This is a genomic window from Aeromonas sp. CU5 (assembly GCF_002586745.1).
Lineage (GTDB): Bacteria > Pseudomonadota > Gammaproteobacteria > Enterobacterales > Aeromonadaceae > Aeromonas > Aeromonas sobria.
In genome coordinates this window covers 4,279,373-4,304,828 of sequence record NZ_CP023817.1, presented here as the reverse complement: position 1 = coordinate 4,304,828, position 25,456 = coordinate 4,279,373, and the positions used below count along the sequence as shown (strand labels likewise).

Sequence of the window (25,456 nt, the reverse complement as noted above, 5' to 3'; positions counted from 1 at the left end):
CCTCTTGTTGTGGGGGCTACCGCAGCGGGGCCCACTCCTTATTTTTTGCTGAAATGCCAAACCATTCACACTCTTTGGCAAAAATGACGCAGGGATGCGCATGAACACGCTACCAAAAAGTGAGTATCGCTGTCTGCTGGCTATACTGTTGTCAAAACACTCATTTGAAAAAGGCCGACGAACGGCTGCAACAATGAGTCGTTAATTTATGAAACTAGGCTACCGCGGTAACGAGCCACGTCACATCAATAGGGATAATGAGGGTTTCGTCATGTTCAAGCTCGGTGATATCACTGTGAGCCGCAAATTGATCTTGCTGCTCACGGTCGCATTTGTCGGTTTTATCTCGCTGCTGTTTATCTCGGCCAATGCACTCCAGCGCAATCTGATGAGCGAGCGAGAGGCGCGGCTCAATGCGGTGCTGGGGCAAACCATGAGCCAGATCCAGTTTCTGGCCAGCACCTTGCCAGCAGAGCAGGCGCAGCAGGAAGCGCGCAAGCTGCTGACCAACACCCGCTTTGATGGCAACAACTACCTGTTTGTCATCGACGAGAACCGCACCATGCTGGTGCACCCTATCCGCCCCGAGCTGGTCGGTCAGAAGATGGGGGAAGGGGGGGCCGCCACCGCTGGGCAGTTCTGGTTCCAGATGGTGGATATCGCCAAAGGGGGTAAACAGGGCACCCTGCAATATGTCTGGACCGGTCCGTCAGGCGAAACGGCTGACAAGCTCTCCATGGTCTCCGGCTATCAACCCTGGGGCTGGATCCTCGGTTCCGGCATGCTGCTGCAGGATATCCAGCAGACCATCTGGGCCCAATACATGAAGATGGGTACAGCCACTGCCATCGCGGTCTTGCTGATGGGGCTGCTGGGCTGGCGCATCACTCACTCCATTGTCTCCCCCCTCAATCAGATCAACCACGCCATGCAACGGGTTGCCAAGGGCGATCTGGTGGTGAGCATCCCGGTGCACGGCAAGGATGAGTTGGGTATGGTCGCCCGCTGCACCAACCAGAGTCTGGATGCCATCCGGCACGCCCTGCTGGAAGCAAGTCTGGGGGCCCGCAACGTGGCGGATGCCGCCCTGCGCATCGCCGCCTCTGCCGAGCAGACCAATCAGGCGGTCACCAGCCAGCGGGATCAACTGGCCCAGCTCGCCACCGCCATGAACGAGATGAGTGCCACCATCACCGATGTGGCGGGTCATGCTGAAAATACCGCCCGCGATACCCAGGATGCCACCAGTGAAGCAGGCTTGGGCAACCAGGATGTCCATGCCAGCGTTCACGGTATTCAGGCGCTGGCTACCGAGGTGGAACAGGCAACAGTACAAGTCAATCAGCTCAAGGAGGGGGTAATGCAGATAAGCGAAGTGACGGCTGTTATCAGCGCCATTTCGGAACAGACCAACCTGTTGGCCCTCAATGCCGCCATCGAGGCAGCACGGGCTGGCGAGCAGGGCCGTGGCTTTGCTGTGGTAGCCGACGAGGTGCGCCAGCTGGCAAGCCGCACCCGCCAGTCCACCGAAGAGATCCAGAGCACCATTGCCCAACTGCAACAGCGAGCCGTTAGTGCAGCCAGCGCCATGGATGCCAGCCGCAAACTGGCGGAGAGCAGCGTCAATCAGTCACGCCAGGCAGGTCAGGATCTCACCCAAATCGTCAACCGCATCCAGCATGTGAGCGATATGGCGACCCAGATTGCCACCGCCGCCGAACAGCAGAGCATGGTAGCCGAGGATATGAACCGCAACGTCAGCGGCATCAACGACTCGGCGCTGGAGATGTCTCAGTCCGCCTCACAACTGGCCCAAGAAAGTGAGCTGCTGGCTGGCCTCTCCCGCAGTCTGGATGAGCGGCTTGCGGTGTTTAAACTGGGCAAGGAGTCGACTATCACCCCGATGCAAATCCCCCATGCAAGCCCCCGAACCGTCACAGAACAGAGCGCCCGCCACTGATCCACGACACAATCATCGCCAGCAACAAGGCTGGCGATGATTGACCACAGCTAAAACCACCAAAGCCACATTGCGCGCACAACTTAAGGCACAAAAAAGCGACACGACCACTTGGTGCGATAACAAAGGGAAAAGAAAAACAGACACTTAAGCAGACAAGAGGTCAGCCTGAAATCTCAGTTAAACGTTTATTCTTAACACATTAATCATTGATTGATATAGTCTCGCCGATTATCTGGCTCCGGCCACCTTACATAGTCAATTGGCAAACTGATTGTAAAATCAGGACGCAAAGCCTCCGGTCCTTCGACACTGCAGGATAGCGGGGTTACCACTCCATCCATGGGGTGCTGACACCCGCCAGCTATCGCCCATTGACTGCCCAGTTCTAGTTCCCAGAGGAATATATGGCAGCAAACACCCACCTTAGTCATGCCGCAGCGGCACTGGCACTACTGGTCAGCGGCAGCGCCCTGGCTCACGGTTATATCAGCCAACCCGAAAGTCGCAACTACCTGTGCAAGACCGGCGGCAATAGCCAGTGTGGCGGCGTGCAGTGGGAGCCACAAAGCGTGGAAGGCCCCTCCGGCTTCCCGCAGTCTGGCCCGCAAGATGGTCAGATCGCCTCGGCGGGCAGCCCACGCTGGAGCGAACTGAACGTTCAGACCAGCGATCGCTGGACCAAACGTGATGTACAAGCTGGCCCCTTTGCCATCAGCTGGACCTTCACCGCCAACCACGTGACCCGCAACTGGCGTTACTACCTGACCAAGCAGGATTGGAACCCCAACCAGCCGCTGACTCGCGCCTCGTTTGACCTTAATCCCTTCTGCGTCATTGAAGGCAACATGGTGCAGCCACCCAAGCAGGTCACTCATCAGTGCAACCTGCCAGAGCGCACCGGTTACCAGGTCATCCTGGGTGTGTGGGAAGTGGGTGATACCGCCAACAGCTTCTACAACATGATTGATGCCCAGTTCAAGGATGGCAATCAGCCACCGCTGGAGTGGAGCCAGGCTGGCACCATCTATCCCTCCATCGATCTGACCATCGGCGACAAGGCAGTAACCCGGGTATTCGATGCCATCGGCGAGCGCCACGAGCTGCAGACCGTGCTGACCATTACCAGCAATGAGCAAGGCCTGAAAAATAACTGGACTCATGCGCTGGCAACCAAGATCAACGCCGAGCAGAGCCAGATCCGCGCCGGCCAACAGAGCGCCAATGGCGAGTTCAACCCGATCTACGGCATGAACCCTGTCTATCTGAAGCGCGGCAGCAATCTGGAGCGAGTCGAGATTGACCTGCTGCAACTGAAACCACCGGTCGTAGACACCGTCAGCGTCAGCGGTTTGGCCAGCGACTATGTGCTTGAAGATGGCAAAATCACTCTCGATTTTACCGTTACTGCACAGGGGGATCTGGCCGTCACCAATACCCTGTATGACCACGGCGGTGTCGCCAAAGGCCAGAGCAGTGCCGATATCAAGGACAGCAGCCACACCTTCAGCATGGCACTGGAAGGGCTCAAAGCAGGCCATCATCAACTGGTGATCAAAGGCATGCCAAAAGCAGGCGGCGAAGCCATCCAGCAGACCATGGACCTGATGTTTAAAGAGGCGAGCAGTGGCGGCGACTACCAGTTCATCTTCCCGAACGACATCAAGTCCTACACCGCCGGTACCAAGGTACTGCAGCCGAAAAATGGCAAGGTCTATCAGTGCAAGCCGTTCCCCTACAACGGCTACTGCGTGCAGTGGGCAACCACCGCCACTCATTATGAACCGGGTGTCGGTTCCAACTGGCAAGATGCCTGGATTGAACTGAACTAATCCCACCCAAACACAACCATAAAAAAAGGCGTCACCCCGAACGGGGGACGCCTTGAAAGGCCAAACCTTTCGGTTTGCATGCCAACGGAACCAAGACCTCACTCTTCACTCACTGCACACACTCTTCAAAACAGGGCTTGTCCATTAACCCTGCCATTTTCCTCCTTCGACGATCACATCATTGGGATCTGTATCTGCACTCAACTTGTCACGCACATACTGGTCATAGAGCTTGAGCAGGTACTTCTCCTCACCCAGCTTGGCGAGACGGTCGTTGACCCAGTCACGCAGCTCGATATTGCCCTTCTTCACCGCAGGGGCGATGGGGTCTTCCGAGCCCAGCTTTTCGGGCAATACCCGGTAGCCCGGATTCTCCTTGGCCCAACTGAACAGCACCAGATTGTCCTGGGCGTAGGCATCGCCACGCCCCTGAGAGAGTGCTTGCAAGGATTCGCTATTCTTCTCGAACTTGAGCACCTTCCACTCCGGATGATTGCGGGTCAGCCAGATGTCGGCCGTGGTGCCCGTGGTAACGATCAGGGTTTTGCTGGCCAGATCATCGAGCTTTTTGGCCGAGCTCCCTTCCGGCACCAGTACCTGTACCGCCACTCGCAGGTTCGGGTTGGTAAAATCCACCACCTCGCGCCGCTCCGGGGTCACTGTCATATTGGCGAGGATCAGATCCACCTTGTCGCTCTGCAGGAAGGGGATTCGGCTGGCGGGCTCCACCGCCACGAACTCGATCTTGTTCTCGTCCCCTAGCAGATCCTTGGCGAAGCGGCGGCCAAGGTCGGTGTCAAAACCGACGTAGTTCCCCTTCTCATCCACATAACCAAACGGCGGCTTGTCGGTGAAGACGCCGACGATGAGCTTGTCGCGGGCCTTGATCTTGTCGAGGGAACCGTCCGCCGCATGGGCAACGCCGCTGGCAAGACCCAGTCCCAGCAAAGCACTAAACAGAACCGAGGTGATTTTTTTCATGCTGACTCCTTTCGTTTGTTGATATCGGTATAAGAAAACTTGGCGAGGAACTGGCGCGCACGCTGGCTCCTGGGGTTGTCGAAAAATTGATGGGGTGCGGCCTGCTCCAGAATGTGGCCGCCATCCATAAAGACGATGCGATCCGCCACCGCCCGGGCGAAGGCCAGCTCATGGGTGACGATGAGCAGGGTCATGCCGCTGCCGGCGAGATCGCGGATCACCTCCAGCACCTCCTGCACCATCTCCGGATCGAGGGCGGCAGTCACCTCGTCAAACAGCATCACCTGCGGGTTCATGCACAGCGCCCGCACGATGGCAATGCGCTGCTGCTGGCCACCGGAGAGCTGACGCGGATAGTCGTAACGCCGATCCCACAGACCAATGCGGGTCAACAGCTGCTCGGCTTGCAGCAGCGCCTCTGCCCGCTCCCGTTTTTGCACCTGCAAGGGGCCAAGCAGCACGTTTTCCAGCACCGTCAGGTTGGGGAACAGGTGATAGCTCTGGAACACCATGCCGATACGCTGGCGCACCCGCTGCCAGTCGGTGGCACCATCCAGCAAGACGCTATCGAAGTGGATCTCGCCACCCTGAATGGGTTCAAGCCCGTTGAGGGTACGCAACAAGGTGCTTTTGCCGCAGCCGCTCGGCCCCAGGATGACGATCACCTCCCCGGCGCGCACGCTGAGGTTGACCCGATCCAGTACCAGATTGGTGCCGAATTGTTTGCTGACGAGCTTAAGTTCAAGCAGAGGTGTCATACCGCATTACCCCATTTTTGCTCCAGCCGGCGCGAGGCAAGCGAGAGCGGATAGCAGACCAGAAAAAAGAACAGAAACAGCAGACCGTAAATAAGCAGCGAGCCATAGGTGCGCTCGATGATCTGCTGGCCCACCTTGATCACCTCCACCACCCCGATCAGCACCGCCAGCGAGCTGGTCTTGATGATGCGGGTGTAGATGTTGATGGTCGGCGGCGTCAGCCGCTGCAACGCCTGAGGCAGCAATACATGGCGATAGAGCTGCCAGGTCGAGAGCCCGAGCGCCAGCCCGGCCTCCTGCTGACCACGTGCCAGCGACCCCAGACCACCGCGCACTACTTCCCCCACCTCGCTGGCGCCCCAGAGGGCGAGCACCAGCACGGCACACCAGAAGGCCGGAATATCGAGGCCGAAAAAGATCGGCAACCCGAAGAAAAAGAGATAGAGCCACACCAGCACCGGCACCACCCGAAACAGCTCGAGATAGCAGCGCAGCAGCCCCCGCACCACTCTGCCCCCCTGTTGCGCCAGCACGCCGTAAGCGACTCCGCCGAGGGTGGCAAACAGGATGGCCAGCAGCGAGATGGCGAGGGTCTGGCCTGCGCCCACCGCCAGCAGTGGCAGCGCCTGCGTTAGTTGCTCAGTGACCGAACTGGCCATATTGAACCCTCCTTTCCGAGGCTCGCAGGGCCTGTGATGACGATGACAGGGTGCTCGGCGCTCTCATCAGGATCCGCGCTAGTTCAAGCAACTCAGTGACCGAACTGACCATGTTGCAGCCTCCTTTCAACGACTCGCAAAGCGAGCGACAGCGGCAGAAAGATCAGCACGCACATCAATGTCAGCACCGCCAGCATCTCGTAAGTCTTGTAGTAGAGGGCGATGTAATTCTTGGTGGTGTAGAGCAGCTCTGGCACCGCCACTGCCGAAGCCACGGTCGTCTCCTTGAGCAGGAAGATGAAGTTGGCAAACAGCGCGGGCAGACTGGCGAGCCAGGCTTGAGGCAGTTGCACGTGGCGCAGCAGTTGCCAACGGGAGAGGCCGATGGCTCTACCAGCCTCCAGCTGACTGGCGGGCACCGCCTGAATGCCTGCACGCAGCGCCTCGGTCAGATAGCCACCGCCGAGGAAGGTCATGGCGATCACCGCGGTGGTAAACCCGGAGAGCGACAAGCCCAGCGCTGGCAGCCCGAAATAGAGAAAGAACAGCTGGATCAGCAGCGGCGTGTTGCGGGCCAGCTCGACATAAGCACGGATCAGCGCGCTGAGCGGCGGCTTGTGCAAGCTCAGCAGAACCACATTGAGTAGAGCGACCCCCAGCGAAGTGAGGATCACTATGGTTCCCAGCTGCAAGGTGACCCAGACCGCCTTGCCGAAAGCAGGCAGCGTCGTAAGGATAAAGGGCAGATCCAGATTCATGCCGGGATCCTCCCGTCACGCTGCAAGCGCTGGGGCAGCACAGTGATCGCATCCGGGTACTTGATACCGGCACCGGTATTAAGCACCACCACCTGCTCTCCCCCACGGATCCAGCCAGCCTCGCGCAGTTGACGAGCAGCAGCAAACGCAGCGGCACCCTCAGGGCAGACAAAGCAGCCTTCGCGAGAAGCAAGTTGACGGATCTCGCTCTGGATGGCCTTGTCATCCACCGCGATGGCGCAACCATCGGTGTGATAGAGGGCGTCCAGCACCAGAAAATCCCCCAGCGCCTTGGGCACATTGATGCCGAACGCCAGCGTTTGGGAGTCGGGCCAGAAGCTCGATTCGGTGGCTCTCTGTTGCCACGCCTGCACAATGGGCGCGCAGCCACTCGCCTGCACGGCCACCAGCCGGGGCAGCGCCCCCTTGACCCAACCCAACTCCTGCAGCTCGCGCAGCCCCTTGTAGATACCAATAAGGCCGACCCCGCCGCCTGTGGGATAGATGATCACATCCGGTAACGTCCAGCCCAGTTGTTCGGCAATCTCCAGCCCCATGGTCTTCTTGCCCTCAATCCGGTAGGGCTCCTTCAGGGTTGAGGCGTCAAACAGGGATTGCTCTGCCACCGCCTGCGCCACCTGGCGACCGGCATCGCTGATCAGGCCATCCACCAGATAGAGGCGGGAACCGGCGAGAGAGGTCTCCAGACGGGTAATGGCGGGGGCTGCCTGCGGCATGACGATAGTGCTGCGCAGTCCGGCGCGGGCACCGTAGAGCGCCCATGCGGCGCCTGCGTTGCCGTTAGTCGGCATGGCGAAGTGAGTGACCCCGAGTTCACGAGCGCGGGAGATGCCCACCGCAGCCCCACGGGCCTTGAAAGATCCGGTGGGAATGACGCTCTCGTCTTTCATCCAGAGATCCGGAATACCGATCTGCTTGCCCAGCGTGGGCAGCCGTAGCAGTGGGGTGAACCCCTCCCCCAGCGTGACCACGTGGGCAGGATCCCGTACCGGCAGCAACTCGTGATAACGCCACAGGCTGGCTGGGCGACCCAGTAACGCCGCAGGGTGCCAGGCTTTCTTCAGCGCATCGAGATCGTAGCTGGCCAGTAGTGGCGCACCTGCCCGGCTCAGTTGCCAGGGCTGGTCGGTATCATGGATCTCGCCACTCTTGCTGCAACGCAGATGTGATAGGTAGCTATACGGCATGCTTTATCCTGAATAGGTCGACGTTGGTCAGTCACTTATTCCATCCTGCAACCCAAACACCTGATAACAAACAAAATTAACTGGCAAACCTAAGTGAAAAAAATCATATGAAACCGTCTTTTTTCGCTAGCAATATCATCTGCCAGCAATGAAGAAGGGGAGCCATTGGCTCCCCTTCTTGTCTTCTCTTCCGACCTCAAATCTGGAAGTCGATGGCGGGCTCGCTGCCCATGGCGCGGGCCTGAATATCCGCCAGCGCCAGCTCGGGGTTGCAGAGCTGGATAAACTGCCAGGCGAAGTTGTGGTGGAACTGCCCCTGCTTGAGGCCGATCCAGGCGGTGTGGGGGGCAAACAGATGGCTGCCATCGAGCTGCACCAGCCCCTGATCCCGCTGGGCATCGAACGCCATATCGGCCAGAATGCCGACCCCCATCTCCAGCTCGACATAGGTTTTGATGACATCGGAGTCCTGCGCGGTCAGCAGGATCTGCGGCTCGATGCCAGCCTCGGCAAAGGCCTCGTCCACTCGTGCCCGCCCGGTCAAACCGGCTTGATAGGTGACGATGGGCCAGTTGGCCAGCGCCGCCAGAGTCAGAGCCCGCTCGCCAGCCAGCGGATGTTGCTCGGGCACCACAATATTGTGGTGCCAGCGGTAGTAGGGAAATGCCACAACCCCTTCGCTCTTGTCGAGCTGCTCGCTGCTGATGCCGATATCCACCTCGCCGGTCTGCACCAGCCGCACTATCTCCTCCGGACCGCCCTGACGCAGCTCCAGCTGCACCAGTGGGAACTGTTCGCGAAACGCCTTCACCACCCGCGGCAGCGCATAGCGGGCCTGGGTATGGGTGGTCGCCACCAGCAAGCGGCCCGAGTCGCGGTTGGCAAAGGTGCTGGCCAGTTTGCGGATATTGTTGGCGTCACCCAGGATACGCTCGGCAATCACCAGCAGCTCCTTGCCCGGCTCGGTCATGCCGAGCAGCCGCTTGCCGTAGCGGATAAAGAGCTCTAGCCCAAGCTCCTCCTCCAGCTCGCGGATATGGCGACTCACCCCGGATTGGGAAGTAAAGAGCGCGTTGGCCACCTCGGTCAGGTTGTAATCCCGCCGCGCCGCCTCCCGGATAATTCGTAACTGCTGAAAATTCACTTTGTCGCCTCCTGCGAAGGATGGCGACACGGCTCGGCCACCCCCTTGTTTTTGTTATATGGCCGGGATCACGCCCGGCTGACAGCCTGAACCGGGTGGTTCCACCGCCCGTAACACAGCATCAAATCTGGTAGTCGGGATAGAACTGCGCCTGTCTGGCCACCAGCCTCACCCCCTGCCCCGGCGCAAATAGTTTGGCCGCCTCTTTGGTCAGCTCCGCCTCATAGTGGGCACCTTTGGTCTCGCCATCGCCACGCAGCTCCACCCGAATGCGTGGCCCCATGGGCAGCAAGCGGGTGATGGTGGCGCGGATCCCGCCCGGCGCATCGGCTGGCAAGATCTCCAGCTCATGGGGACGGACATAGGCGATGGCGGCACTGCCGTGGGCCAGATGGGAGGCCGACGGCCCGCCGAGCAGCTGCTCGCCGATGCCGAATCCCTGCTCGGCCACCCGACCGCGGAACTGGTTGACGCTGCCGAGGAAGCTGTGGACGAAGGAGCTGGCGGGCTGGTCGTAGACCTCGGCCGGGGTGCCGATCTGCTCGACTCGTCCGGCGTTCATCAGCACCACCCGATCCGCCACCTCCAGCGCCTCCTCCTGATCGTGAGTCACGAACAGGCTGGTGACGTGCAGCTCGTCGTGCAGCTCGCGCAGCCAGCGGCGCAGCTCCTTGCGCACCTGGGCATCAAGGGCGCCGAAGGGCTCGTCCAGCAGCAGCACCTTGGGCTGAACCGCCAAGGCTCGGGCCAGCGCGACCCGCTGACGCTGACCGCCGGAGAGCTGGGTCGGGTAGCGCTCGGCCACATGGCTAAGCTGCACCAGATCCAGCAGATCCTTGACCCGGGCACGAATGGCAGCCTCCGCCGGGCGCTCGCTGCGCGGCTTGACCCGCAGACCGAACGCCACGTTCTCGAACACCGTCATATGGCGAAACAGGGCGTAGTGCTGGAACACGAAGCCGACGTTGCGCTCGCGCACGTGCAGGTCGGAGGCATCCTCGCCACGGATGATGACGCTGCCACTGTCGGCCTGCTCCAGCCCGGCGATGATCCGCAGCAGGGTGGTCTTGCCACAACCGGAGGGACCAAGCAGCGCCACCAGCTCGCCGTCGTGAAAGTCGAGGTTGATGTCTGCCAGCGCCGCGTACTGATTGAAATGCTTGTTAAGTTGTTGAACCTGAATGCTCATGGATGCCTCTTCTCAATAATCGTCAAATCAGTGGGACTTGGTAGGCTGACCACGCAACCGGGCCAACAGGGTTTCCCCCAGCAGGGTGAAGATCCCGAACAGAGCCAGCAGGCTGGCCACCGCGAAGGCGGCACCGGTCTGGTACTCGTTGTAGAGGATCTCGATATGCAGCGGCAGGGTATTGGTCTGGCCGCGAATATGGCCGGAGACCACCGACACGGCACCAAACTCCCCCACCGCCCGGGCGGTACAGAGCAGCAGGCCATACATCAGGCTCCAGCGGATGCCGGGCAGGGTGACGCGCCAGAACATCTGCAGGCCGCTCGCCCCCAACATGATGGCGGCCTCCTCCTCTTCCGGGCCGCGCGCCTCCATCTGGGGCAGCAGCTCGCGCACCACGAACGGCACTGTGATAAAGGTGGTGGCCAGAATGATCCCCGGCGTCGCGAAGATGATCTTGATGTCGTGCTCGCTCAGCCAGTCGCCAAACCAGCCACGACTGCCAAATAGCAGCACCAGCATCAGCCCCGCTATCACCGGCGACACCGAAAATGGCAGATCGATGATGGTGATCAGCAGCTGACGACCGGGGAAACGGAAACGGGCGATGGCCCAGGCCGCCGCGATCCCGAACAGCAGGTTGAGGGGAACCGCGCAGAGCGTCACCAGTGCGGTGAGGCCAAGGGCGCTCAGGGCATCCGGCTCGCTGATGGCGTGCCAGAAGAAGGCCAGCCCCGGCGTCAGCGCCTGAATAAAGACGGTTGCCAGCGGCAGCAGCAACAGGGCGGCAAACCAGCCCAGACCAACAGTGATCAGCAACCACTTGACCCACTGGGGCTCGCGGATCACGACCGGAGCCTTACGGCCGGGGGCCGCCTCCACAGGGGCCACCTCAATGGCGATGGCAGATGAACTCATATCCGGCTCCCTCCGATGCGAGACCAACTCCAGGCCTGCAACTTGTTGATTAGAAGTAACAAAATGAATGAAATCAGCAGCATCACCACGGCGATGGCGGAGGCACCGGCATAGTCGTACTCCTCCAGATGGCTCATGATCATCAGCGGCGCGATTTCGGAGACCATCGGCAGGTTGCCAGCGATAAAGATGACGGAGCCGTACTCCCCCACCCCACGGGCAAACGCCAGGGCAAAGCCGGTGAGCAGGGCCGGGATCAGGGTCGGCCACAGCACCCGCAGAAAGGTCTGCCAGCGATCGGCGCCGAGGCTGGCGGCCGCCTCCTCCTGCTCGATCTCGGCTTCCCGCAGCACCGGCTGCAGGGTGCGTACCACAAACGGCAATCCGATAAAGGTCAGCGCAATCACTACACCAATGGGGTTGTAGGCAAGTTCGATACCAAAGGGCGCGACCCACTGACCAATCCAGCCGTTGGGGGCAAAGATGGCGCACAGGGCGATGCCGGAGACGGCGGTCGGCATGGCAAATGGCAGGTCGATCAGCGCATCCACCAGTCGGCGACCGGGGAAGGTGTAGCGCACCAGGATCCAGGCCAGGATCAGCCCGAACAGACTGTTAAGCAGTGCCGCAATAAATGCCGCCCCGAAACTCAGGCGAAAAGAGGCGAGCACTCGCGGCGAACCGATCACCTGCCAGAACTCGGCGGCGGTCAGGTTGTTGACCGCAAACAGCACCAGCGCCGAGAGCGGCAACAGCACCAGCAGACCCAGATAGAGCAGAGTGAAGCCAAAGGTAGGGCCGAAACCCGGCAAGACAGAATAAGAACCAAATCGCATAACACATCCGTCTGTTATGAATAATTTAAGATGTGGTGATTCTGCGCACTCTTCCTGTCAGCAACAAACACCGTTTGCGACTTTGCTAATTACTTTTTTGTCTAACAACGGTGGGACAAGGCTTTTAGAGCGATCCAAATAAAAAAAGGTCTTTTATATAAATAAAAGACCTAAGAAATGGAGCAATACGGAGCGGAACATTCAAAGAACGGGGCATGGCGCAACCAGCGAACCGCGCGATCGCCAGCCCTCCAACCACTTCACAGCTAACTAGCGAAAACCGAGCACCACGGGCCGGGGCGAGGCGGCCTTGACCGGTGCCACCACCAGCTCGCCGCGACGATATAGATCACCCAGCAAATGCAGCCCCTGATGCCAGTCCCCATGACCGGACTGGGCATTGATATGGCCCGCCTCACCGGCATCGAACAGCGGCACCTGCCACTGACGGCTCCAGTATTCGGCCCGCTCAAAGCTCATCCAGGGATCGTTGCGGCTGGCCACCAGCTGGGCCGACACCTGCAGCGGCTCGGCCAATGCCTCATCCGCAATGCCAAAACGGGCGGGATCGGCGGGGGCCACCAGAAAAATCGAGGCGACCTTCTCCGGCTGCAAGCGGGCCGCCGCGATGGCGGTCAGCGCGCCGAAGGAGTGGGCCACCAGATGGACCCTACTGCGACGACTTTTCAGCTTGCTCGCCAGCTTGGCACTCCAGACCCTGAGGTCTGGCTTGTCCCACGGCAGCCCCGTCATGCGCTGCCATTGGGGAAAGTGATCGTGCCAGCGGCTCTGCCAGTGATCCGGCCCGCTGTTGTGCAGACCGGGAACCAGGAGGATCTTGTTCATCTTGGTGCTCCTATCGGCTGGCACAGGGGCCAGTTCAGTGATGGATATGGCGGCTATCAACGACCCGGCTGATAGATCTGGTCAAACAGACCACCCTGGGCGAAGTGCTTCTTCTGGGCCTTCTCCCAATCCCCTTCCAGATCCTTGACGGTAAAGAGGGCAAGCTGCGGGAACTGGGCCGCAGTCTCTTTCAAGATCGCCGGGTTGCTGGGGCGGTAGTGATGCTTGGCGACGATATGCTGCCCCTCGTCGGAGTAGAGATATTCGAGGTACGCTTTCGATACCGCTTCGGTGCCGTGCTTCTTGGCGACCTTGTCCACCACAGCAACCGGCGGCTCCGCCAGAATGGAGACTGATGGTGCCACCAGCTCGAACTTGTCGCTGGCTCCCGCCTGACCGAGCACCAGCAGGGCTTCGTTCTCCCACGCCAGCAGCACGTCGCCGAGACCGCGCTCGGTAAAGCTGGTGGTGGCACCGCGGGCGCCGGAATCCAGCACCTTCACGTTCTTGAACAGATCTCCGACAAACTGCTTGGCCCCCTCTTCATTGCCACTCTTTTTCAGGGCATAGCCCCAGGCGGCCAGATAGTTCCAGCGCGCCCCGCCGGAGGTCTTGGGGTTGGGGGTGACGATGGCCACATCCTTGCGCACCAGATCATCCCAATCCTTGATCTGCTTGGGATTGCCCTTGCGCACCAGGAAAACGATGGTGGAGGTATAGGGTGCGGCATTGTTGCCGAGGCGGCTCTGCCAGTCGGCGGCGATTAATCCCTCCTTGGCGATGGCATTGACGTCATAGGCCAGCGCCAGCGACACCACGTCGGCCTCCAGACCATCCACCACGGCGCGGGCCTGCTTGCCGGAGCCACCGTGGGACTGGCTCACCACCACGTCATCGCCGGTCTTCGCCTTCCACTCCTTGGCAAAGGCGGCGTTGTACTCCTGAAACAACTCGCGGGTCGGATCGTAGGAGACGTTAAGCAGGCGGATCTCGGCGGCATTGGCCTGGCCAAATGCCAGCAGGGAGAGCAGGGTCAGGGCGGTCATTCGCAGTTTCATGGTGATACTCCATATCTCGTTGGGTTGAGAGCAGCATGCCGTGGAGTTGTTATGCCGAGAAGAAAGAAATAGCTCTTTGCTTATCTCTTTTGTTCATATCGAGCCGCTATGCCCATTGACACAAAGCCCCGGACGCAGACTCTGTGAGCCATGCCCCTCTGCCACCTTGAACCCTGTGCCATCATGGGAACAAGGCAGACAGATGACGAAAAGGAAGTCGTTATGTGGATCAATGCAGAACCCGTCAATGGCGCCCTGGTCTCGCTGGCCATCGGCCTTATCATCGGGCTGGAGCGGGGCTGGCAGGTGCGCCAGCTGGGGGATAACCAGCGCATCGCCGGGATGCGTACCTACGGCCTCATTGGCCTGCTCGGCGGGGTCTGTGCGCTGTTGCTGCCCACTCTGGGCCCCTGGCTGCCGCTGCTCGGCCTGCTGGCGGTGGTGATCGGCTGCGGCCTCTCGGTCTGGCTGGCCCAGCGCTGGCAGGGGGAGTTTGGCCTCACCAGCTCGGTGGCCATGCTGCTCACCTACCTGCTCGGGCTGATGTCGGTGCTGCTCAGCCCGAGCGAGGCGGTGGCCTGCGCCGTGCTGGCCGCCCTGCTGATGGGGCTCAAGGGCAAGATCCAGCAGGGGATGCTGTTTCTGAGCGAAACCGAGTTTCACGCCACCCTGCGCTTTCTGCTCATCTCGCTGGTGCTGCTGCCGGTGCTGCCCAACGAAGAGATGGGGCCGCTTGATGCCTTCAACCCCTTCAAGATCTGGCTGATGGTGGTGGTGATCGCCGGCATCTCGTTTTGCGGCCACTTTGCAGTACGGCTGCTCGGCACCCGTGCCGGACTGGTGCTCACCAGCATACTGGCAGGACTGGCCTCCTCCACCGCCCTCACCCTGCAGTTCGCCCGCCTCAACAAGGAACAAGGGGGGCTGGAGCGGCTGCTGGCTACCGGCATCCTGCTGGCGGGGGCCACCATGTGGTTGCGACTGCTGGTGCTGGTGTTGCTCATCCACAACGAGTTGGCGATGCGCCTCGCCGCCCCTCTGCTACTGCTGGCGGCCACCGTCTACGGCTTTGCCTTCTGGTTCTGGCGCCAGCGCGAAGAGCTGACCGACGGCCCGGTAAAACCGGAAACCAGCAACCCCCTCGACCTGCCAACCGCCATCAAGTTTGGCCTGCTGCTGGCGCTGATCGGCTTTATGGCCACCCTGCTGCAAGACAAGGTGGGCAACTCCGGGGTCTATCTGCTGGCGCTGGTGTCAGGCATCACCGATGTGGACGCTATCACCCTCTCCCTCTCTCAGCTCTCCCACAAGGAGCTGGCACTGGAGGTGGCCGCTCGCGGCATTCTGCTGGCCGGGCTGGTCAACTCGCTGGTGAAGGGGTTGCTGGCACTTGGCATCGGCGGTCGCAGTCTCGGGCTGCGGGTGCTGCTCCCCTACTTCGTCTCGGCCCTGCTGATCCTGCCCCTTATCTGGCCTGCAGGTTGACGGGGGTCATCTGCAACAAGTGACAGACTGACGCCCCCCCTGACTGTCACGTATACTGCCCGCTCTTGCAGCATGAGGAGGTAGCAATGGCGAGCGACTGGGACAAGGTACTGGCAGGCGGGGCACTGGATAGCCAGAGCGAGGAGATAGCCAACGACCGTATTCGCGGGCAGGCGCTGCTGGCCCGACTCAATGGGTCATCCGCGGGCGATGGCCCCCTGCGCCAGCAGATCTGCCGCGAACTCTTTGGCCACTGCCCCGACTCCTGCTGGATCAGCACGCCGTTTACCTGCGAGTTTGGCCGCAACATCCATATCGGCGAGAAGACCTTCTTCAACTTCAACGTCACCATTCTCGACGTGGGCGAAGTGCACATCGGCAGCCATGTGCTGCTGGCCCCCAACGTGCAGATCTACACCGCCACCCACACCATGAACTATCTGGAGCGACGCAACTGGACCGCCTACAACAAGCCGGTGCGGATCGGTGACGACTGCTGGATTGGCGGCGGCGCCATCATCTGCCCCGGCGTCACCATAGGGCCGCGATCCATCATTGGCGCGGGCGCCGTGGTCACCCGCGACATCCCGGCCGACTCGGTGGCGGTGGGCAATCCGGCCAAGGTGATCCGCACCCTCAAGCAGGATGAGGAGCGCTGCTGGGAGCTGGCCCAGTGATGGCGCGGGCACTGCTGCCACTGGGCGCCGCCCTCTGGCTCGGCCTCAACGGCCAGCAGTGGTGGCCGCTGGGGATACTGCTGACCATGAGTCTGCTCACGGTGGCCGCTTACGCCTGGGACAAGCGGCAAGCGGTGCGCGGCGAATGGCGCATTCCCGAATCCCGCCTGCATCTGCTGGAGCTGTGCGGCGGCTGGCCAGGGGCACTGGTGGCCCGCCAGTGGCTGCGCCACAAGACCCAGAAACGCAGCTACCGGCTGGTGTTCTGGTTTATCGTGCTGCTGCACCTCACCCTGTGGGCGCTCTGGCTTGGCCGCCCGCTCTGGCAGCAATAGCCCCCCGGGTAACAAGGTGGTGGCTTGGCCGCCCCCTCTGGCAGCAATAGCCAACTGCATCACAAAGGCGAAACGGGCCCCATTGCGGCCAATTGGCGACTATGAGAAAACAGAGCTGATCCATCAGCGTTGTCGCCGTTTATGACGACCATATTGATAACGACAAGGAGTCGTGACATGACCATGTGGACAGGCATAGTCCTGATCGTTTTTATCAGCGTATTGTTCGGATATCTCGGCAAACGGGCTCGCTACCAGCTGGGGGATGCCCGCATCACCGACCGCCTCGGCAAGCAGGATCTGGTGATCAGGGAGCTGCAGGAGCGGGTCGCCAATCTGGAGGCGATCGTCATCGAGGAAGAGAAACGGCGCCCGTTCCGGGAGCTGTGATGTTCCACCGCCAGATTTCATATACAGAGAGGGCTGCATAATGCAGCCCTCTCTTGTTTGAACTGATTCAGATTACCAGCGGCAGCAACTCGGCATAGTCGCGGATCGCCGGGAAAGCGGTGATGCTCTGCTCGGGCTTGCAGCTATCCGGATTCTGGATCGCCAGCTGATAGCCGATGCCATAGTCGGCGGCGGCTCGCAGGATCCGCTCGCTGTCATCCACAAACAGGGTGCGGGCCGGATCGAACGCCAGTCGCTCCGCCAGTGCCTGCCAGCAGAGCTGGCTCTCTTTCGACCAGCCCAGCTCGTGGGTGCTCACCATCAGATCCAGATGGTCGGCAAGGCCAAGCTGCGCATCCTTCACCGACAGGCTGGCGGGGTGGGCATTGGTAAAGAGCACCAGTTGCTTGCCCGCGGCGCGCAGCTCGGCAAGAAAGGGGATGGCGTGGGGGCGCCACTGGATCTTCGCAAGCAGCTCCTGCTTGAGGGCGCGAATATCGAGCCCCAGGGTCTCGCTCCAGTAATCCACGCAGTACCAGTTGAGGGTGCCGTTGACCGCCTGATAGTGCACCTCGATCTGCGTTTTGGCCTCATCCAGCGGCAAGCCGAGCCGCTCGGCGTAACGCTCCGGCACCAGCTGCTGCCAGAGGTGGTTGTCAAAATGCAGATCGATCAGGGTGCCATCCATATCGAGCAAGACGGTATCTATCTGGTGCCAGGGCAAGGTAGTGGAGCGGGAGTGTGGCATCGGGTCTCTTGATCTCGGTGTCGCGGAAGAAATGGAGCGGCAGTATAGCGGATTTTTCCTCCCCCTTTGCCCTCCCTGGCCCGTGGTGTTCGGTGTGAGAGTCGTTTACTCTTGAAGCACTATTTTTTAACGAGCAGCCAGCGTCCGATGAGCGACCCCCACAAGAGCAAACCCGAGCAAATCTCTGCCGACCAACTGGATCACCCCAAGTGCAAACCGGAGATCCTCAAGGCCGAAATAGTAGCCGAGAGCCGACTGTTCAAGGTGGAGTCCCTGCACCTCAAATTCTCCAACGGCGAAGAGCGGGTTTACGAGCGGATGCGCGGCGGCAACCGGGGCGCCGTCATGGTGGTGCCGCTGTTCGATGCCCACACCCTGCTACTGGTGCGCGAATATGCCGCGGGCACCCACTCCTACGAGCTGGGCTTTCCCAAGGGGCTGATCGACCCGGGCGAAGATGCCTTCGAGGCGGGCAACCGGGAGCTGATGGAGGAGGCAGGCTTTGGCACCAACCGCCTGACCCTGCTCAAGCAGGTGTCGCTGGCGCCCGGTTACTTCTCCAGCCGGATGGATATCCTGCTGGCGCGGGACCTCTTCCCCGAGCAGCGGATCGGCGACGAGCCGGAGCCTCTCGAGGTGATCCCCTGGCCCCTCAACCGGATCGACGAATTGCTGGCACGACCCGACTTCACCGAGTCGCGCAGCATCAGTGCCCTGCTCTTGGCCCAGAAGTGGCTGGCAGAGCAGGCAGAGTAGCCCGCAGACGGGCAGTTAACAGACAGAGGATAACGAGATGCAGGAGTTGTTGGCCTGGGTGCCGGGGGTCAAGGAGATTGCCCGCGAAGCCGGAAGGATCCTTCACGACATCTATCACGGCGGTCAGTTCGAGCGTCAGCTGAAGGAGGATGCGACCCCGGTCACCAGTGCCGATCTTGCTGCCGATGCCTACCTCAAACAGGCGCTGTCGGCGCTCCCCCCCCATGTGCCGGTGCTGACCGAAGAGGCGGCAGATGTGCCCTTCAGTCAGCGCGCCAACTGGCGGCAGTACTGGCTGGTGGATCCCCTTGATGGCACCGGCGAATTTATCGCGGGCAGCGGCGACTTCGCCACCCTGATCGCCCTGGTGCGGGACAACGTGCCGGTGCTCGGGGTTATCTACGCCCCCGAGTCAAACGTGCTCTACTGGGCGGTGCGCGGCTACGGCGCCTTCAAGGAGGTGAATGGCGAGGTGTTGCCCATCAGCGCCATGCACCATGAGCATGACCAGCCCGACTCGCTGGTGGTGGCCATCAGCCGCCGCCAGAAGCTGGAGAACCTCACCCGCCGCCTCAACCCGGCCATCAACTACGAGCTGATCCCGCTCGGCTCCAGCTCCCTCAAATCCTGTCTGGTGGCGGAAGGGGCTGCCGATTGCTACGTGCGGCTCGGCCCCACCGGCGAGTGGGACACCGCCGCCGCCCAATGCATCGTCGAGGCGGCCGGTGGCCGCATCCTCAGCCTGGCGTTGCAGCCACTTAGCTACAACGAGACCGAGTCGCTGGAGAACCCGGACTTTATCGTGATGGGGGATCCGGATCTCGCCTGGGGCAGCATTCTGGCCCACTAGGTAGAGGACGACGTCACCACACCAGACAATCAGGCGGCCCGATGGCCGCCTGATTTTTCAGGGGAGTAGCCCAGGGTGATGGTCGGTGTGATCCGCTGGCTAAGGCCGCCTTGAACAGCGTGATACGCTGGCAAAACAGCGAAATGACAGTGAAACATCACAATCAGGCGGTGAGAAATGGTGCGATTTTTCATGTAATCCTGAAAATACGCCATTGGCCAAAATAAAAAAATGAGTAGGAATGAAATTTTGGTTTTATATTTCACAAAATAGAACGATGTCAGTTTTGTTGCATTCCGGGATCCAGATTCCATTCCCAATCTCACTGGCTAAAGCCAGTAATGGCAGTGATATGTTTCAGCCCAGCTTTTTGAGAATTAAATCCCGATAAACCACAATAAACTCAGATTAAAACACTAACAAAAAGTGAATTAGTAATGAGTTTATCTGTAGAGGCTACCAAGGAGCTATCCGGTTCCTGCTCCACCACTGCCAGCATCACCCGCTGGCGCCGTCACGACACCCACTGGGTCATCAGTCTGTTTGGCACCGCGGTTGGCGCGGGCATCCTGTTCCTGCCCATCAATCTGGGTCTGGGCGGGATCTGGCCCCTCGCGATCGTCGCGGTACTGGCGGGCCCCATGACCTTCCTCGCCCACCGCGGGCTGGCGCGCTTCGTGCTCTCCTCTTCGCGCCCCCACGCCGACTTCACCGAAGTGGCGGAAGAGCATTTCGGCAAGATGGCCGGTCGCCTCATCTCGGCGCTCTACTTCCTCTCCATCTTCCCGATCCTGCTCATCTACGGGGTCGGGCTGACCAACACGGTGGAGAGCTTCATGGTCAACCAGCTCGGCATGGCAACCCCGGATCGGGTGATGCTCTCCGGTGTGCTGGTGTTCGCCATGATCGCCGTGATGCTGGCGGGGGAGAAAGCGATGCTGCGCGCCTTCGCCTTTATGGTCTATCCGCTGGCGGCCATTCTGGCGGCGCTCTCCTGCTACCTCATTCCCCAGTGGCAGTGGCCGGAAATGACCGCGTTTGAAGGTGTCAGCTTCCTCAACACCGTCTGGCTGGCGCTGCCGGTGACCGTGTTCGCCTTCAGCCACGCCGCCGCCATCTCCGGCTTTGCCAACGTGCAGCGCCGTGAATATGGCGAGCAGGCCGAAGCCAAGAGCGGCCAGATCCTGCGCAACACTACAGTGATGCTGGTAGGCTTCGTGCTGTTCTTCGTCTTCTCCTGCGTGCTGAGCCTCTCGCCAGCCCAGCTGGCCGAAGCCAAGGCCCAGAACGTCTCTGTGCTCTCCTATCTCGCCAACATCACCGACAACCCAGTGATCGTGACCCTGGGGCCGCTTATCGCCTTTATCGCCATTAGCTCCTCCTTCCTCGGCCACTTCCTCGGTGCCCGCGAAAGCCTGAAGAGTCTGATCGCCAAGCCCACCGGCCTGCCGCTGGCCAAGGCGGACAAGCTGGGCATCGCCCTGATGTTCTTCGCCATCTGGGGCGCCGCCGTGATCAACCCGGGCATTCTGGGGCTGATGGAGACCCTCTCCGGCCCGGTCATCGCCATGATCCTGTTCATCATGCCGGTGATAGCGATCTACAAGGTGGAGGCGCTGGCCCGCTTCCGTCACGGCTGGACTAACGGCTTTATCCTGCTGACCGGTTCGCTGGCAGTATCGGCGCTGATCTTCAGCCTGCTGAAATAACCACAGCCCCGTAAACGGGGCCGTAGAAACGACAAGAGGCGACCCGGGGGTCGCCTCTTGTGCATTGCAAATCGCTTACTCTTGATCGAAATCTTCGATCTCTTTGCCCAGCGCTTCCATGATGGCGCGCGCTTCGGCGGGGACACTGTCCGGATGATCCTTGCGCAAGTCTTCGTCGCAAGGGAGCGGCTGGCCGGTGAAAGCGTGCAGGAAGGCTTCACAGAGCAGCTCGCTGTTGGTCGCATGACGCAGGTTGTTCACCTGACGACGGGTGCGCTCATCGGTCAGCACTTTCAACACCTTGAGCGGGATCGAGACGGTAATCTTCTTGACCTGTTCGCTCTTCTTACCGTGTTCCGCATAAGGGCTGACGTAGTCGCCGTTCCACTCTGTTCCCATGACTCACCTGTTCTCATTTAGCCGTGAGCGCGGATTTTAACCCTTAAGGAAATTAATGGCAATCCAACAGCAAAGCCATTTAGACGTCTGGAAGTGTTGACGGCTTTTTTGTGCTGGCGTAAGGTGGTTCACCATAGGCCAGCAATGGCAGGATCGCCGTGGCGCAGGCAAAGCAGCCATCGCCCAGAGACAGTTCAAGGAGAGAGTGACATGACTCACAAGGCCACCCTGACGCTAGGCTGCATCGGAAATCGAGCCGGATCAATCGCCAAGTCACAACGCCAAGGAGAGCGACATGAGTCATAAGGCCACCCTGGCGGTTCGCACCGGGATTGAGACTGACACGCAACACGGTGCCGTGGTGCCCCCCATCTACCTCTCCAGCAACTACACCTTTGCCGACTTTGGCGAGCCCCGTCAATACGATTATGCCCGATCCGGCAATCCGACCCGCAGCAATCTGGCGGACGCGCTGGCGGCGCTGGAAGGGGGTGCCGGTGCCGTGGTCACCGGCACCGGCATGGGCGCCATCCATCTGGTCACTACCGCCCTGCTCAAGGCGGGAGACCTGCTGATCGCCCCCCACGACTGCTACGGCGGCACCTGGCGCCTGTTCGAGTATCTGGCGGCCAAGGGCCACTACCGGGTGCAGTTTGTCGATCAGGGGGATGAGGCCGCACTGGCCGCCGCACTGGCGCAAAAGCCTGCACTGGTATGGGTCGAGACCCCTTCCAACCCGTTGCTGCGGGTGGTGGATATCCGCGCCATCGCCAGTGCCGCCCACGAGGTGGGTGCCCAGGTGGTGGTGGACAACACCTTCCTCTCCCCCCTGCTGCAACAACCCCTGGCACTCGGTGCCGATGTGGTGGTGCACTCCACCACCAAATACATCAACGGCCACTCCGACGTAGTGGGCGGGGTCGCGATTGCCAAAGAGGCGGCACTGGCCGAGTCGCTGGTATGGTGGGCCAACTGTCTGGGGCTCACCTCCGGGGCGTTCGACTCCTACCTCACCCTGCGCGGTCTGCGCACCCTGGCCCCCAGATTGCGCAGCCATCAGGAGAACACCGATCGCATCCTCGCCTTCCTGCAACAGCAGCCGCTGGTGAAACGCATCTATCACCCCAGCCTGCCGAGCCATCCCGGCCACGATATTGCGCGCCGTCAACAGTCCGGCTTCGGCGCCATGTTAAGTTTTGAACTCGATTGCAGCGAGGCGGGCATTCGCGCCTTCCTCGCGGCCCTCACCCTCTTCTCGGTGGCCGAATCTCTCGGCGGGGTGGAGAGTCTGGTGGCCCATCCGGCCAGCATGACCCACAGGGCCATGACCCCGGCGGCACAGCAGGCAGCTGGCATCAGCGCCCAGCTGCTGCGCTTGTCGGTCGGTATTGAACACGGTGAAGACCTGGTGGCCGATCTGGCTCAGGCTTTTGAACAGGCGCAGCAGGCAGAACAGGTAGCGAAGTAATGGAACAGCAGCAACAAGGAGAGATCGCGGTGGCAGCAGAAGCAGGATTGAAGCGACGTCACGTCCACAAATTTGGTGGCAGCAGTCTGGCGGACCCGGTCTGCTATCGTCGGGTTGCCAGCATCATTGAACAACAGACCGGAGGTGACGAGCTGATCGTGGTCTCCGCCGCGGGCAAGACCACCAACCGGCTGATCCAGCTGGGGGAGCTGGCTGATACCGGTGACGAAGCCGCCGGTGAATCCATCTCGGCCCTGCAAGCCTATCAACAGAGTCTGATCGATGGCCTGCTGGAAGGGGAGTTGCAGTGCGACCTCAGCGCTCAGCTCGCCAGCGACGTGCAACAGATCGCCAAAACCCTGGAGGGGCAGTTTGATCGCTTCGCCCGCAACGGTCTGCTCGCCTTTGGCGAGGTGTGGTCGGCGCGCCTGCTGGCGGCCCTGCTCACCAGTCGCGGTGACAAAGCTGCCTGGCTCGATGCCCGCAGCTTCCTGCGCGCCGAGGATGGCGCCTTGGTCAAGGTGGATACCGCCCTCTCCAGCGAACTGCTCAAGGCGCGACTGGCGGAACATGCCGGTCGCATCGTGGTGACCGGCTTTATCGCTGCCGACATGGAGGGGCGCTCCCTGCTACTCGGCCGCAACGGCTCCGACTACAGCGCCAGCCTGCTGGCGCTGCTGGCGGACGGTGAATCGACCACCATCTGGAGCGACGTGGCTGGCGTCTACAGCGCCGACCCGCGCCGGGTCAAAGAGGCACGCCTGCTGGAACGCCTCAGCCTGGCCGAGGCCAACGAGCTGGCCCGCCTTGGATCCTCAGTACTGCACTCTCGCACCCTGCAGCCGGTCGCCGACAGCCGCCAGCGCCTCACCCTGCGTTGCAGCTACAACCCGGATGAGGGCTGTACCCATATTCTGCGCCGCGCGCCGCGCTCCGGTGGTGCCCGCATCGTCTCCTCGGTGGATCAGATCGCCCTGATTGAGCTCAAAGTGCTGCCGCAGGCCAACTTTGAGCAGACAGTCGCCACCATCGAGGCCCATCTTGCCCGCCACCGCCTCAACCCGCTCACCCTGCAGCGCCAGCCGGATCGGCGGGTACTGCGTCTGGCCTACACCCTTGAGGTCGCACAGGGTGCCTTCGAGATCCTGCGGGACTTCCAGCTGCAGGGCAGCTTCACTGGCCTGATCCAGAAAGAGGGATTCAGTCTGGTGGCGCTGGTAGGGGCCGGAGTCACCGACAACGCCGAGCAGTGCCATCGCTTCTATCAGCTGCTGGCGGATCAGCCGCTGGAGTTCGTCCAGGTGGCCAGAGATGGCCTGAGCCTGGTGGCCGTGCTGCGTCAGGTGGTACTGGAGCCGCTGCTGATCGCCCTGCACAGTGCCCTGTTCAGCCGCCCGACCCGGGTCGGTCTGGTGGTGTTCGGCAAAGGCAATATCGGCGGCCACTGGCTCACCCTCTATAGCCGCGAAAAAGCCCGGCTCGAACATGAACTCAATCTGGCGCTCACCCTCTACGGGGTATTCAGCTCGGAAGGTGGCCTGCTGGATGAAGAGGGGCTGGATCCCCGCAAGGTACAAAACAGTGTCGATGGCAAACCCCTGATCTGGCCGGAGTTGCTCTCCCAACTGGAGCAGCACAGCTTCGATACGCTGATCGCGCTGGACATGACTGCCAGCGAAACCGTGAGTCGCTACTACCCGGATTTTGCCCAACTCGGTATCCACATCATCGCAGCCAACAAGTTTGCCGGTGCCGCCGACAGCGAGTTCTACCAGCGCATCAAACAGACCTGCAGTGACCATCAGGTGCAGTGGCGCTATAACGCCACCGTGGGAGCCGGGCTGCCGATCCAGTCCAGCATCCAGATGCTGCGTCAAAGCGGCGACCGTATTCAGGGGGTCTCCGGCATCTTCTCCGGCACCCTCTCCTGGCTGTTCCAGCAGTATGACGGCACTCGTCCCTTCTCCGAGCTGGTGGACGAAGCGTGGCAGCACGGTTTGACCGAGCCGGATCCCCGCGAAGATCTCTCCGGCCAGGATGTGCGACGCAAGTTGTTGATCCTGGCGCGGGAGGCTGGCTTTGAGCTCGATTCTGCCGATATCACACTGGAAAATCTGGTGCCCGTCACCCTGCGCAAAGTCAGTGCGGATCAATTCATGGATCGGCTCAAGGAGCTGGACGGTCCGATTCAGACTGCCTTTGAGGGAGCCAAGCGCCTTGGCAAGGCGCTGCGTTACGTAGCCCGCTTCGAGCGTAACGGCAAGGCACGGGTTGGACTGGAGACGCTGGAACCGCACCACCCGTTTGCCAACCTGCTGCCGTGCGACAACATCTTTGCCATCGAGAGCGACAGCTACCGCAGCAACCCGCTGGTGATTCAAGGGCCGGGGGCGGGTCGGGAAGTGACCGCCGCGGCAATCCAGTACGATCTCTGGCAGATCTGCGCCAGCCTCTAAGGCAGATAATGCAAAGGGAGCAGCTCAGCTCCCGCG

Annotated in this window: 25 protein-coding genes and 1 riboswitch; of the genes, 11 read left to right on the top strand and 14 right to left on the bottom strand. The window is 61.0% G+C overall.

Annotation, left to right across the window (positions count from 1 at the left end):
• Positions 1 to 271: 271 nt before the first annotated feature.
• Both CK911_RS19525 and gbpA read left to right on the top strand, forming a co-directional pair.
• Positions 272 to 1,960 carry a methyl-accepting chemotaxis protein gene (locus tag CK911_RS19525; RefSeq protein WP_098972052.1) on the top strand — a complete coding sequence of 563 codons (1,689 nt, stop codon included), beginning with the start codon at positions 272 to 274 and terminating at the stop codon, positions 1,958 to 1,960.
• A gap of 254 nt (positions 1,961 to 2,214) precedes the next feature.
• Positions 2,215 to 2,296, top strand: a riboswitch (cyclic di-GMP riboswitch).
• A gap of 71 nt (positions 2,297 to 2,367) precedes the next feature.
• The gene (gene gbpA, locus CK911_RS19520; protein ID WP_098972050.1) at positions 2,368 to 3,792 is read left to right on the top strand and encodes an N-acetylglucosamine-binding protein GbpA; all 1,425 of its coding nucleotides are present in this window, start codon (positions 2,368 to 2,370) and stop codon (positions 3,790 to 3,792) included.
• A 144-nt stretch (positions 3,793 to 3,936) separates the two neighbouring features.
• Here gbpA and CK911_RS19515 read toward each other — a convergent pair whose 3' ends face one another.
• The 11 genes from CK911_RS19515 to CK911_RS19465 all read right to left on the bottom strand — a co-directional run bounded on the left by CK911_RS19515 (position 3,937) and on the right by CK911_RS19465 (position 14,147).
• Positions 3,937 to 4,773, bottom strand: a complete 837-nt coding sequence (locus CK911_RS19515) for a transporter substrate-binding domain-containing protein (protein ID WP_098972048.1) — start codon at positions 4,771 to 4,773, stop codon at positions 3,937 to 3,939.
• Complete coding sequence (locus tag CK911_RS19510) at positions 4,770 to 5,531, bottom strand: amino acid ABC transporter ATP-binding protein (protein ID WP_098972046.1); 762 nt, start codon at positions 5,529 to 5,531, stop codon at positions 4,770 to 4,772. The genes CK911_RS19515 and CK911_RS19510 overlap by 4 nt, the downstream gene beginning before the upstream one ends.
• Positions 5,528 to 6,190, bottom strand: coding sequence for an amino acid ABC transporter permease (locus CK911_RS19505; protein WP_098972044.1), 663 nt, complete (start codon positions 6,188 to 6,190; stop codon positions 5,528 to 5,530). The genes CK911_RS19510 and CK911_RS19505 overlap by 4 nt, the downstream gene beginning before the upstream one ends.
• Positions 6,191 to 6,282: 92 nt before the next feature.
• Positions 6,283 to 6,948: an amino acid ABC transporter permease gene (locus CK911_RS19500; protein ID WP_098972041.1), complete on the bottom strand. Its 666-nt coding sequence runs from the start codon at positions 6,946 to 6,948 to the stop codon at positions 6,283 to 6,285.
• Positions 6,945 to 8,156, bottom strand: coding sequence for a threonine synthase (locus CK911_RS19495; protein ID WP_098972038.1), 1,212 nt, complete (start codon positions 8,154 to 8,156; stop codon positions 6,945 to 6,947). The genes CK911_RS19500 and CK911_RS19495 overlap by 4 nt, the downstream gene beginning before the upstream one ends.
• Positions 8,157 to 8,352: 196 nt before the next feature.
• Positions 8,353 to 9,300 carry an HTH-type transcriptional regulator Cbl gene (gene cbl / locus CK911_RS19490; protein WP_098972036.1) on the bottom strand — a complete coding sequence of 316 codons (948 nt, stop codon included), beginning with the start codon at positions 9,298 to 9,300 and terminating at the stop codon, positions 8,353 to 8,355.
• A gap of 121 nt (positions 9,301 to 9,421) precedes the next feature.
• Positions 9,422 to 10,489, bottom strand: a complete 1,068-nt coding sequence (locus CK911_RS19485; RefSeq protein ID WP_075113859.1) for a sulfate/molybdate ABC transporter ATP-binding protein — start codon at positions 10,487 to 10,489, stop codon at positions 9,422 to 9,424.
• A gap of 27 nt (positions 10,490 to 10,516) precedes the next feature.
• The gene (gene cysW, locus CK911_RS19480) at positions 10,517 to 11,407 is read right to left on the bottom strand and encodes a sulfate ABC transporter permease subunit CysW (protein WP_042024143.1); all 891 of its coding nucleotides are present in this window, start codon (positions 11,405 to 11,407) and stop codon (positions 10,517 to 10,519) included.
• Complete coding sequence (gene cysT, locus CK911_RS19475; protein WP_098972033.1) at positions 11,404 to 12,243, bottom strand: sulfate ABC transporter permease subunit CysT; 840 nt, start codon at positions 12,241 to 12,243, stop codon at positions 11,404 to 11,406. Before cysT ends, cysW begins: the two co-directional genes overlap by 4 nt.
• 270 nt (positions 12,244 to 12,513) lie before the next feature.
• Positions 12,514 to 13,089, bottom strand: coding sequence for an alpha/beta hydrolase (locus tag CK911_RS19470; RefSeq protein WP_098972031.1), 576 nt, complete (start codon positions 13,087 to 13,089; stop codon positions 12,514 to 12,516).
• Between the two features lie 56 nt (positions 13,090 to 13,145).
• Complete coding sequence (locus tag CK911_RS19465) at positions 13,146 to 14,147, bottom strand: sulfate ABC transporter substrate-binding protein (protein WP_098972029.1); 1,002 nt, start codon at positions 14,145 to 14,147, stop codon at positions 13,146 to 13,148.
• A gap of 222 nt (positions 14,148 to 14,369) precedes the next feature.
• Here CK911_RS19465 and CK911_RS19460 point away from each other — a divergent pair, with 222 nt between their 5' ends.
• From CK911_RS19460 to CK911_RS19445, 4 genes are all read left to right on the top strand, one after another.
• A complete protein-coding gene (locus CK911_RS19460; protein ID WP_068977310.1) occupies positions 14,370 to 15,632 on the top strand; it encodes an MgtC/SapB family protein in 1,263 nt (420 codons plus the stop codon).
• 86 nt (positions 15,633 to 15,718) lie between these two features.
• Entirely contained in the window at positions 15,719 to 16,309 is a 591-nt protein-coding gene (locus tag CK911_RS19455) for a sugar O-acetyltransferase (RefSeq protein WP_058058571.1), read from the top strand.
• The gene (locus tag CK911_RS19450; protein WP_098972027.1) at positions 16,306 to 16,644 is read left to right on the top strand and encodes a DUF1294 domain-containing protein; all 339 of its coding nucleotides are present in this window, start codon (positions 16,306 to 16,308) and stop codon (positions 16,642 to 16,644) included. The genes CK911_RS19455 and CK911_RS19450 overlap by 4 nt, the downstream gene beginning before the upstream one ends.
• 177 nt (positions 16,645 to 16,821) lie before the next feature.
• Complete coding sequence (locus CK911_RS19445) at positions 16,822 to 17,034, top strand: hypothetical protein (protein WP_098972025.1); 213 nt, start codon at positions 16,822 to 16,824, stop codon at positions 17,032 to 17,034.
• Positions 17,035 to 17,101: 67 nt separating this feature from the next.
• Here the strand turns inward: CK911_RS19445 and yrfG are convergent, their stop codons facing one another.
• Positions 17,102 to 17,782 (bottom strand): GMP/IMP nucleotidase, encoded by a 681-nt coding sequence (yrfG, locus tag CK911_RS19440; RefSeq protein ID WP_098972023.1) that lies wholly within the window; start codon positions 17,780 to 17,782, stop codon positions 17,102 to 17,104.
• Positions 17,783 to 17,929: 147 nt separating this feature from the next.
• Between yrfG and nudE the strand changes: the two genes are divergently transcribed.
• A complete protein-coding gene (nudE, locus tag CK911_RS19435; protein ID WP_172954065.1) occupies positions 17,930 to 18,538 on the top strand; it encodes an ADP compounds hydrolase NudE in 609 nt (202 codons plus the stop codon).
• A 37-nt stretch (positions 18,539 to 18,575) separates the two neighbouring features.
• Entirely contained in the window at positions 18,576 to 19,388 is an 813-nt protein-coding gene (cysQ, locus tag CK911_RS19430; RefSeq protein WP_098972021.1) for a 3'(2'),5'-bisphosphate nucleotidase CysQ, read from the top strand.
• A 29-nt stretch (positions 19,389 to 19,417) separates the two neighbouring features.
• Here cysQ and CK911_RS19425 read toward each other — a convergent pair whose 3' ends face one another.
• A complete protein-coding gene (locus CK911_RS19425; protein ID WP_098972019.1) occupies positions 19,418 to 19,702 on the bottom strand; it encodes a hypothetical protein in 285 nt (94 codons plus the stop codon).
• A gap of 123 nt (positions 19,703 to 19,825) precedes the next feature.
• On the opposite strand from CK911_RS19425, the gene CK911_RS19420 reads away from it, so the two are divergent.
• Entirely contained in the window at positions 19,826 to 21,097 is a 1,272-nt protein-coding gene (locus CK911_RS19420; protein ID WP_098972017.1) for an aromatic amino acid transport family protein, read from the top strand.
• A 75-nt stretch (positions 21,098 to 21,172) separates the two neighbouring features.
• On the opposite strand, the gene metJ is transcribed toward CK911_RS19420, so the two are convergent.
• Complete coding sequence (gene metJ, locus CK911_RS19415; RefSeq protein ID WP_042024118.1) at positions 21,173 to 21,496, bottom strand: met regulon transcriptional regulator MetJ; 324 nt, start codon at positions 21,494 to 21,496, stop codon at positions 21,173 to 21,175.
• 295 nt (positions 21,497 to 21,791) lie between these two features.
• Between metJ and metB the strand changes: the two genes are divergently transcribed.
• Positions 21,792 to 22,964 (top strand): cystathionine gamma-synthase, encoded by a 1,173-nt coding sequence (gene metB, locus CK911_RS19410; protein WP_098972015.1) that lies wholly within the window; start codon positions 21,792 to 21,794, stop codon positions 22,962 to 22,964.
• Complete coding sequence (locus tag CK911_RS19405; protein WP_098972013.1) at positions 22,964 to 25,420, top strand: bifunctional aspartate kinase/homoserine dehydrogenase II; 2,457 nt, start codon at positions 22,964 to 22,966, stop codon at positions 25,418 to 25,420. The genes metB and CK911_RS19405 overlap by 1 nt, the downstream gene beginning before the upstream one ends.
• Positions 25,421 to 25,456 lie beyond the last annotated feature (36 nt).

What these genes read in the sequence shown, in the direction of transcription:
- CK911_RS19525 (WP_098972052.1), top strand. Translation starts at nt 272, where the DNA reads ATGTTCAAGCTCGGTGATATCACTGTGAGCCGCAAATTGATCTTGCTG.
- gbpA (WP_098972050.1), top strand. Translation starts at nt 2,368, where the DNA reads ATGGCAGCAAACACCCACCTTAGTCATGCCGCAGCGGCACTGGCACTA.
- CK911_RS19515 (WP_098972048.1), bottom strand. Translation starts at nt 4,773, where the DNA reads ATGAAAAAAATCACCTCGGTTCTGTTTAGTGCTTTGCTGGGACTGGGT.
- CK911_RS19510 (WP_098972046.1), bottom strand. Translation starts at nt 5,531, where the DNA reads ATGACACCTCTGCTTGAACTTAAGCTCGTCAGCAAACAATTCGGCACC.
- CK911_RS19505 (WP_098972044.1), bottom strand. Translation starts at nt 6,190, where the DNA reads ATGGCCAGTTCGGTCACTGAGCAACTAACGCAGGCGCTGCCACTGCTG.
- CK911_RS19500 (WP_098972041.1), bottom strand. Translation starts at nt 6,948, where the DNA reads ATGAATCTGGATCTGCCCTTTATCCTTACGACGCTGCCTGCTTTCGGC.
- CK911_RS19495 (WP_098972038.1), bottom strand. Translation starts at nt 8,156, where the DNA reads ATGCCGTATAGCTACCTATCACATCTGCGTTGCAGCAAGAGTGGCGAG.
- CK911_RS19485 (WP_075113859.1), bottom strand. Translation starts at nt 10,489, where the DNA reads ATGAGCATTCAGGTTCAACAACTTAACAAGCATTTCAATCAGTACGCG.
- cysW (WP_042024143.1), bottom strand. Translation starts at nt 11,407, where the DNA reads ATGAGTTCATCTGCCATCGCCATTGAGGTGGCCCCTGTGGAGGCGGCC.
- cysT (WP_098972033.1), bottom strand. Translation starts at nt 12,243, where the DNA reads ATGCGATTTGGTTCTTATTCTGTCTTGCCGGGTTTCGGCCCTACCTTT.
- CK911_RS19470 (WP_098972031.1), bottom strand. Translation starts at nt 13,089, where the DNA reads ATGAACAAGATCCTCCTGGTTCCCGGTCTGCACAACAGCGGGCCGGAT.
- CK911_RS19465 (WP_098972029.1), bottom strand. Translation starts at nt 14,147, where the DNA reads ATGAAACTGCGAATGACCGCCCTGACCCTGCTCTCCCTGCTGGCATTT.
- CK911_RS19460 (WP_068977310.1), top strand. Translation starts at nt 14,370, where the DNA reads ATGTGGATCAATGCAGAACCCGTCAATGGCGCCCTGGTCTCGCTGGCC.
- CK911_RS19455 (WP_058058571.1), top strand. Translation starts at nt 15,719, where the DNA reads ATGGCGAGCGACTGGGACAAGGTACTGGCAGGCGGGGCACTGGATAGC.
- CK911_RS19445 (WP_098972025.1), top strand. Translation starts at nt 16,822, where the DNA reads ATGACCATGTGGACAGGCATAGTCCTGATCGTTTTTATCAGCGTATTG.
- yrfG (WP_098972023.1), bottom strand. Translation starts at nt 17,782, where the DNA reads ATGCCACACTCCCGCTCCACTACCTTGCCCTGGCACCAGATAGATACC.
- nudE (WP_172954065.1), top strand. Translation starts at nt 17,930, where the DNA reads ATGAGCGACCCCCACAAGAGCAAACCCGAGCAAATCTCTGCCGACCAA.
- cysQ (WP_098972021.1), top strand. Translation starts at nt 18,576, where the DNA reads ATGCAGGAGTTGTTGGCCTGGGTGCCGGGGGTCAAGGAGATTGCCCGC.
- CK911_RS19425 (WP_098972019.1), bottom strand. Translation starts at nt 19,702, where the DNA reads ATGGAATCTGGATCCCGGAATGCAACAAAACTGACATCGTTCTATTTT.
- CK911_RS19420 (WP_098972017.1), top strand. Translation starts at nt 19,826, where the DNA reads ATGAGTTTATCTGTAGAGGCTACCAAGGAGCTATCCGGTTCCTGCTCC.
- metJ (WP_042024118.1), bottom strand. Translation starts at nt 21,496, where the DNA reads ATGGGAACAGAGTGGAACGGCGACTACGTCAGCCCTTATGCGGAACAC.
- metB (WP_098972015.1), top strand. Translation starts at nt 21,792, where the DNA reads ATGAGTCATAAGGCCACCCTGGCGGTTCGCACCGGGATTGAGACTGAC.
- CK911_RS19405 (WP_098972013.1), top strand. Translation starts at nt 22,964, where the DNA reads ATGGAACAGCAGCAACAAGGAGAGATCGCGGTGGCAGCAGAAGCAGGA.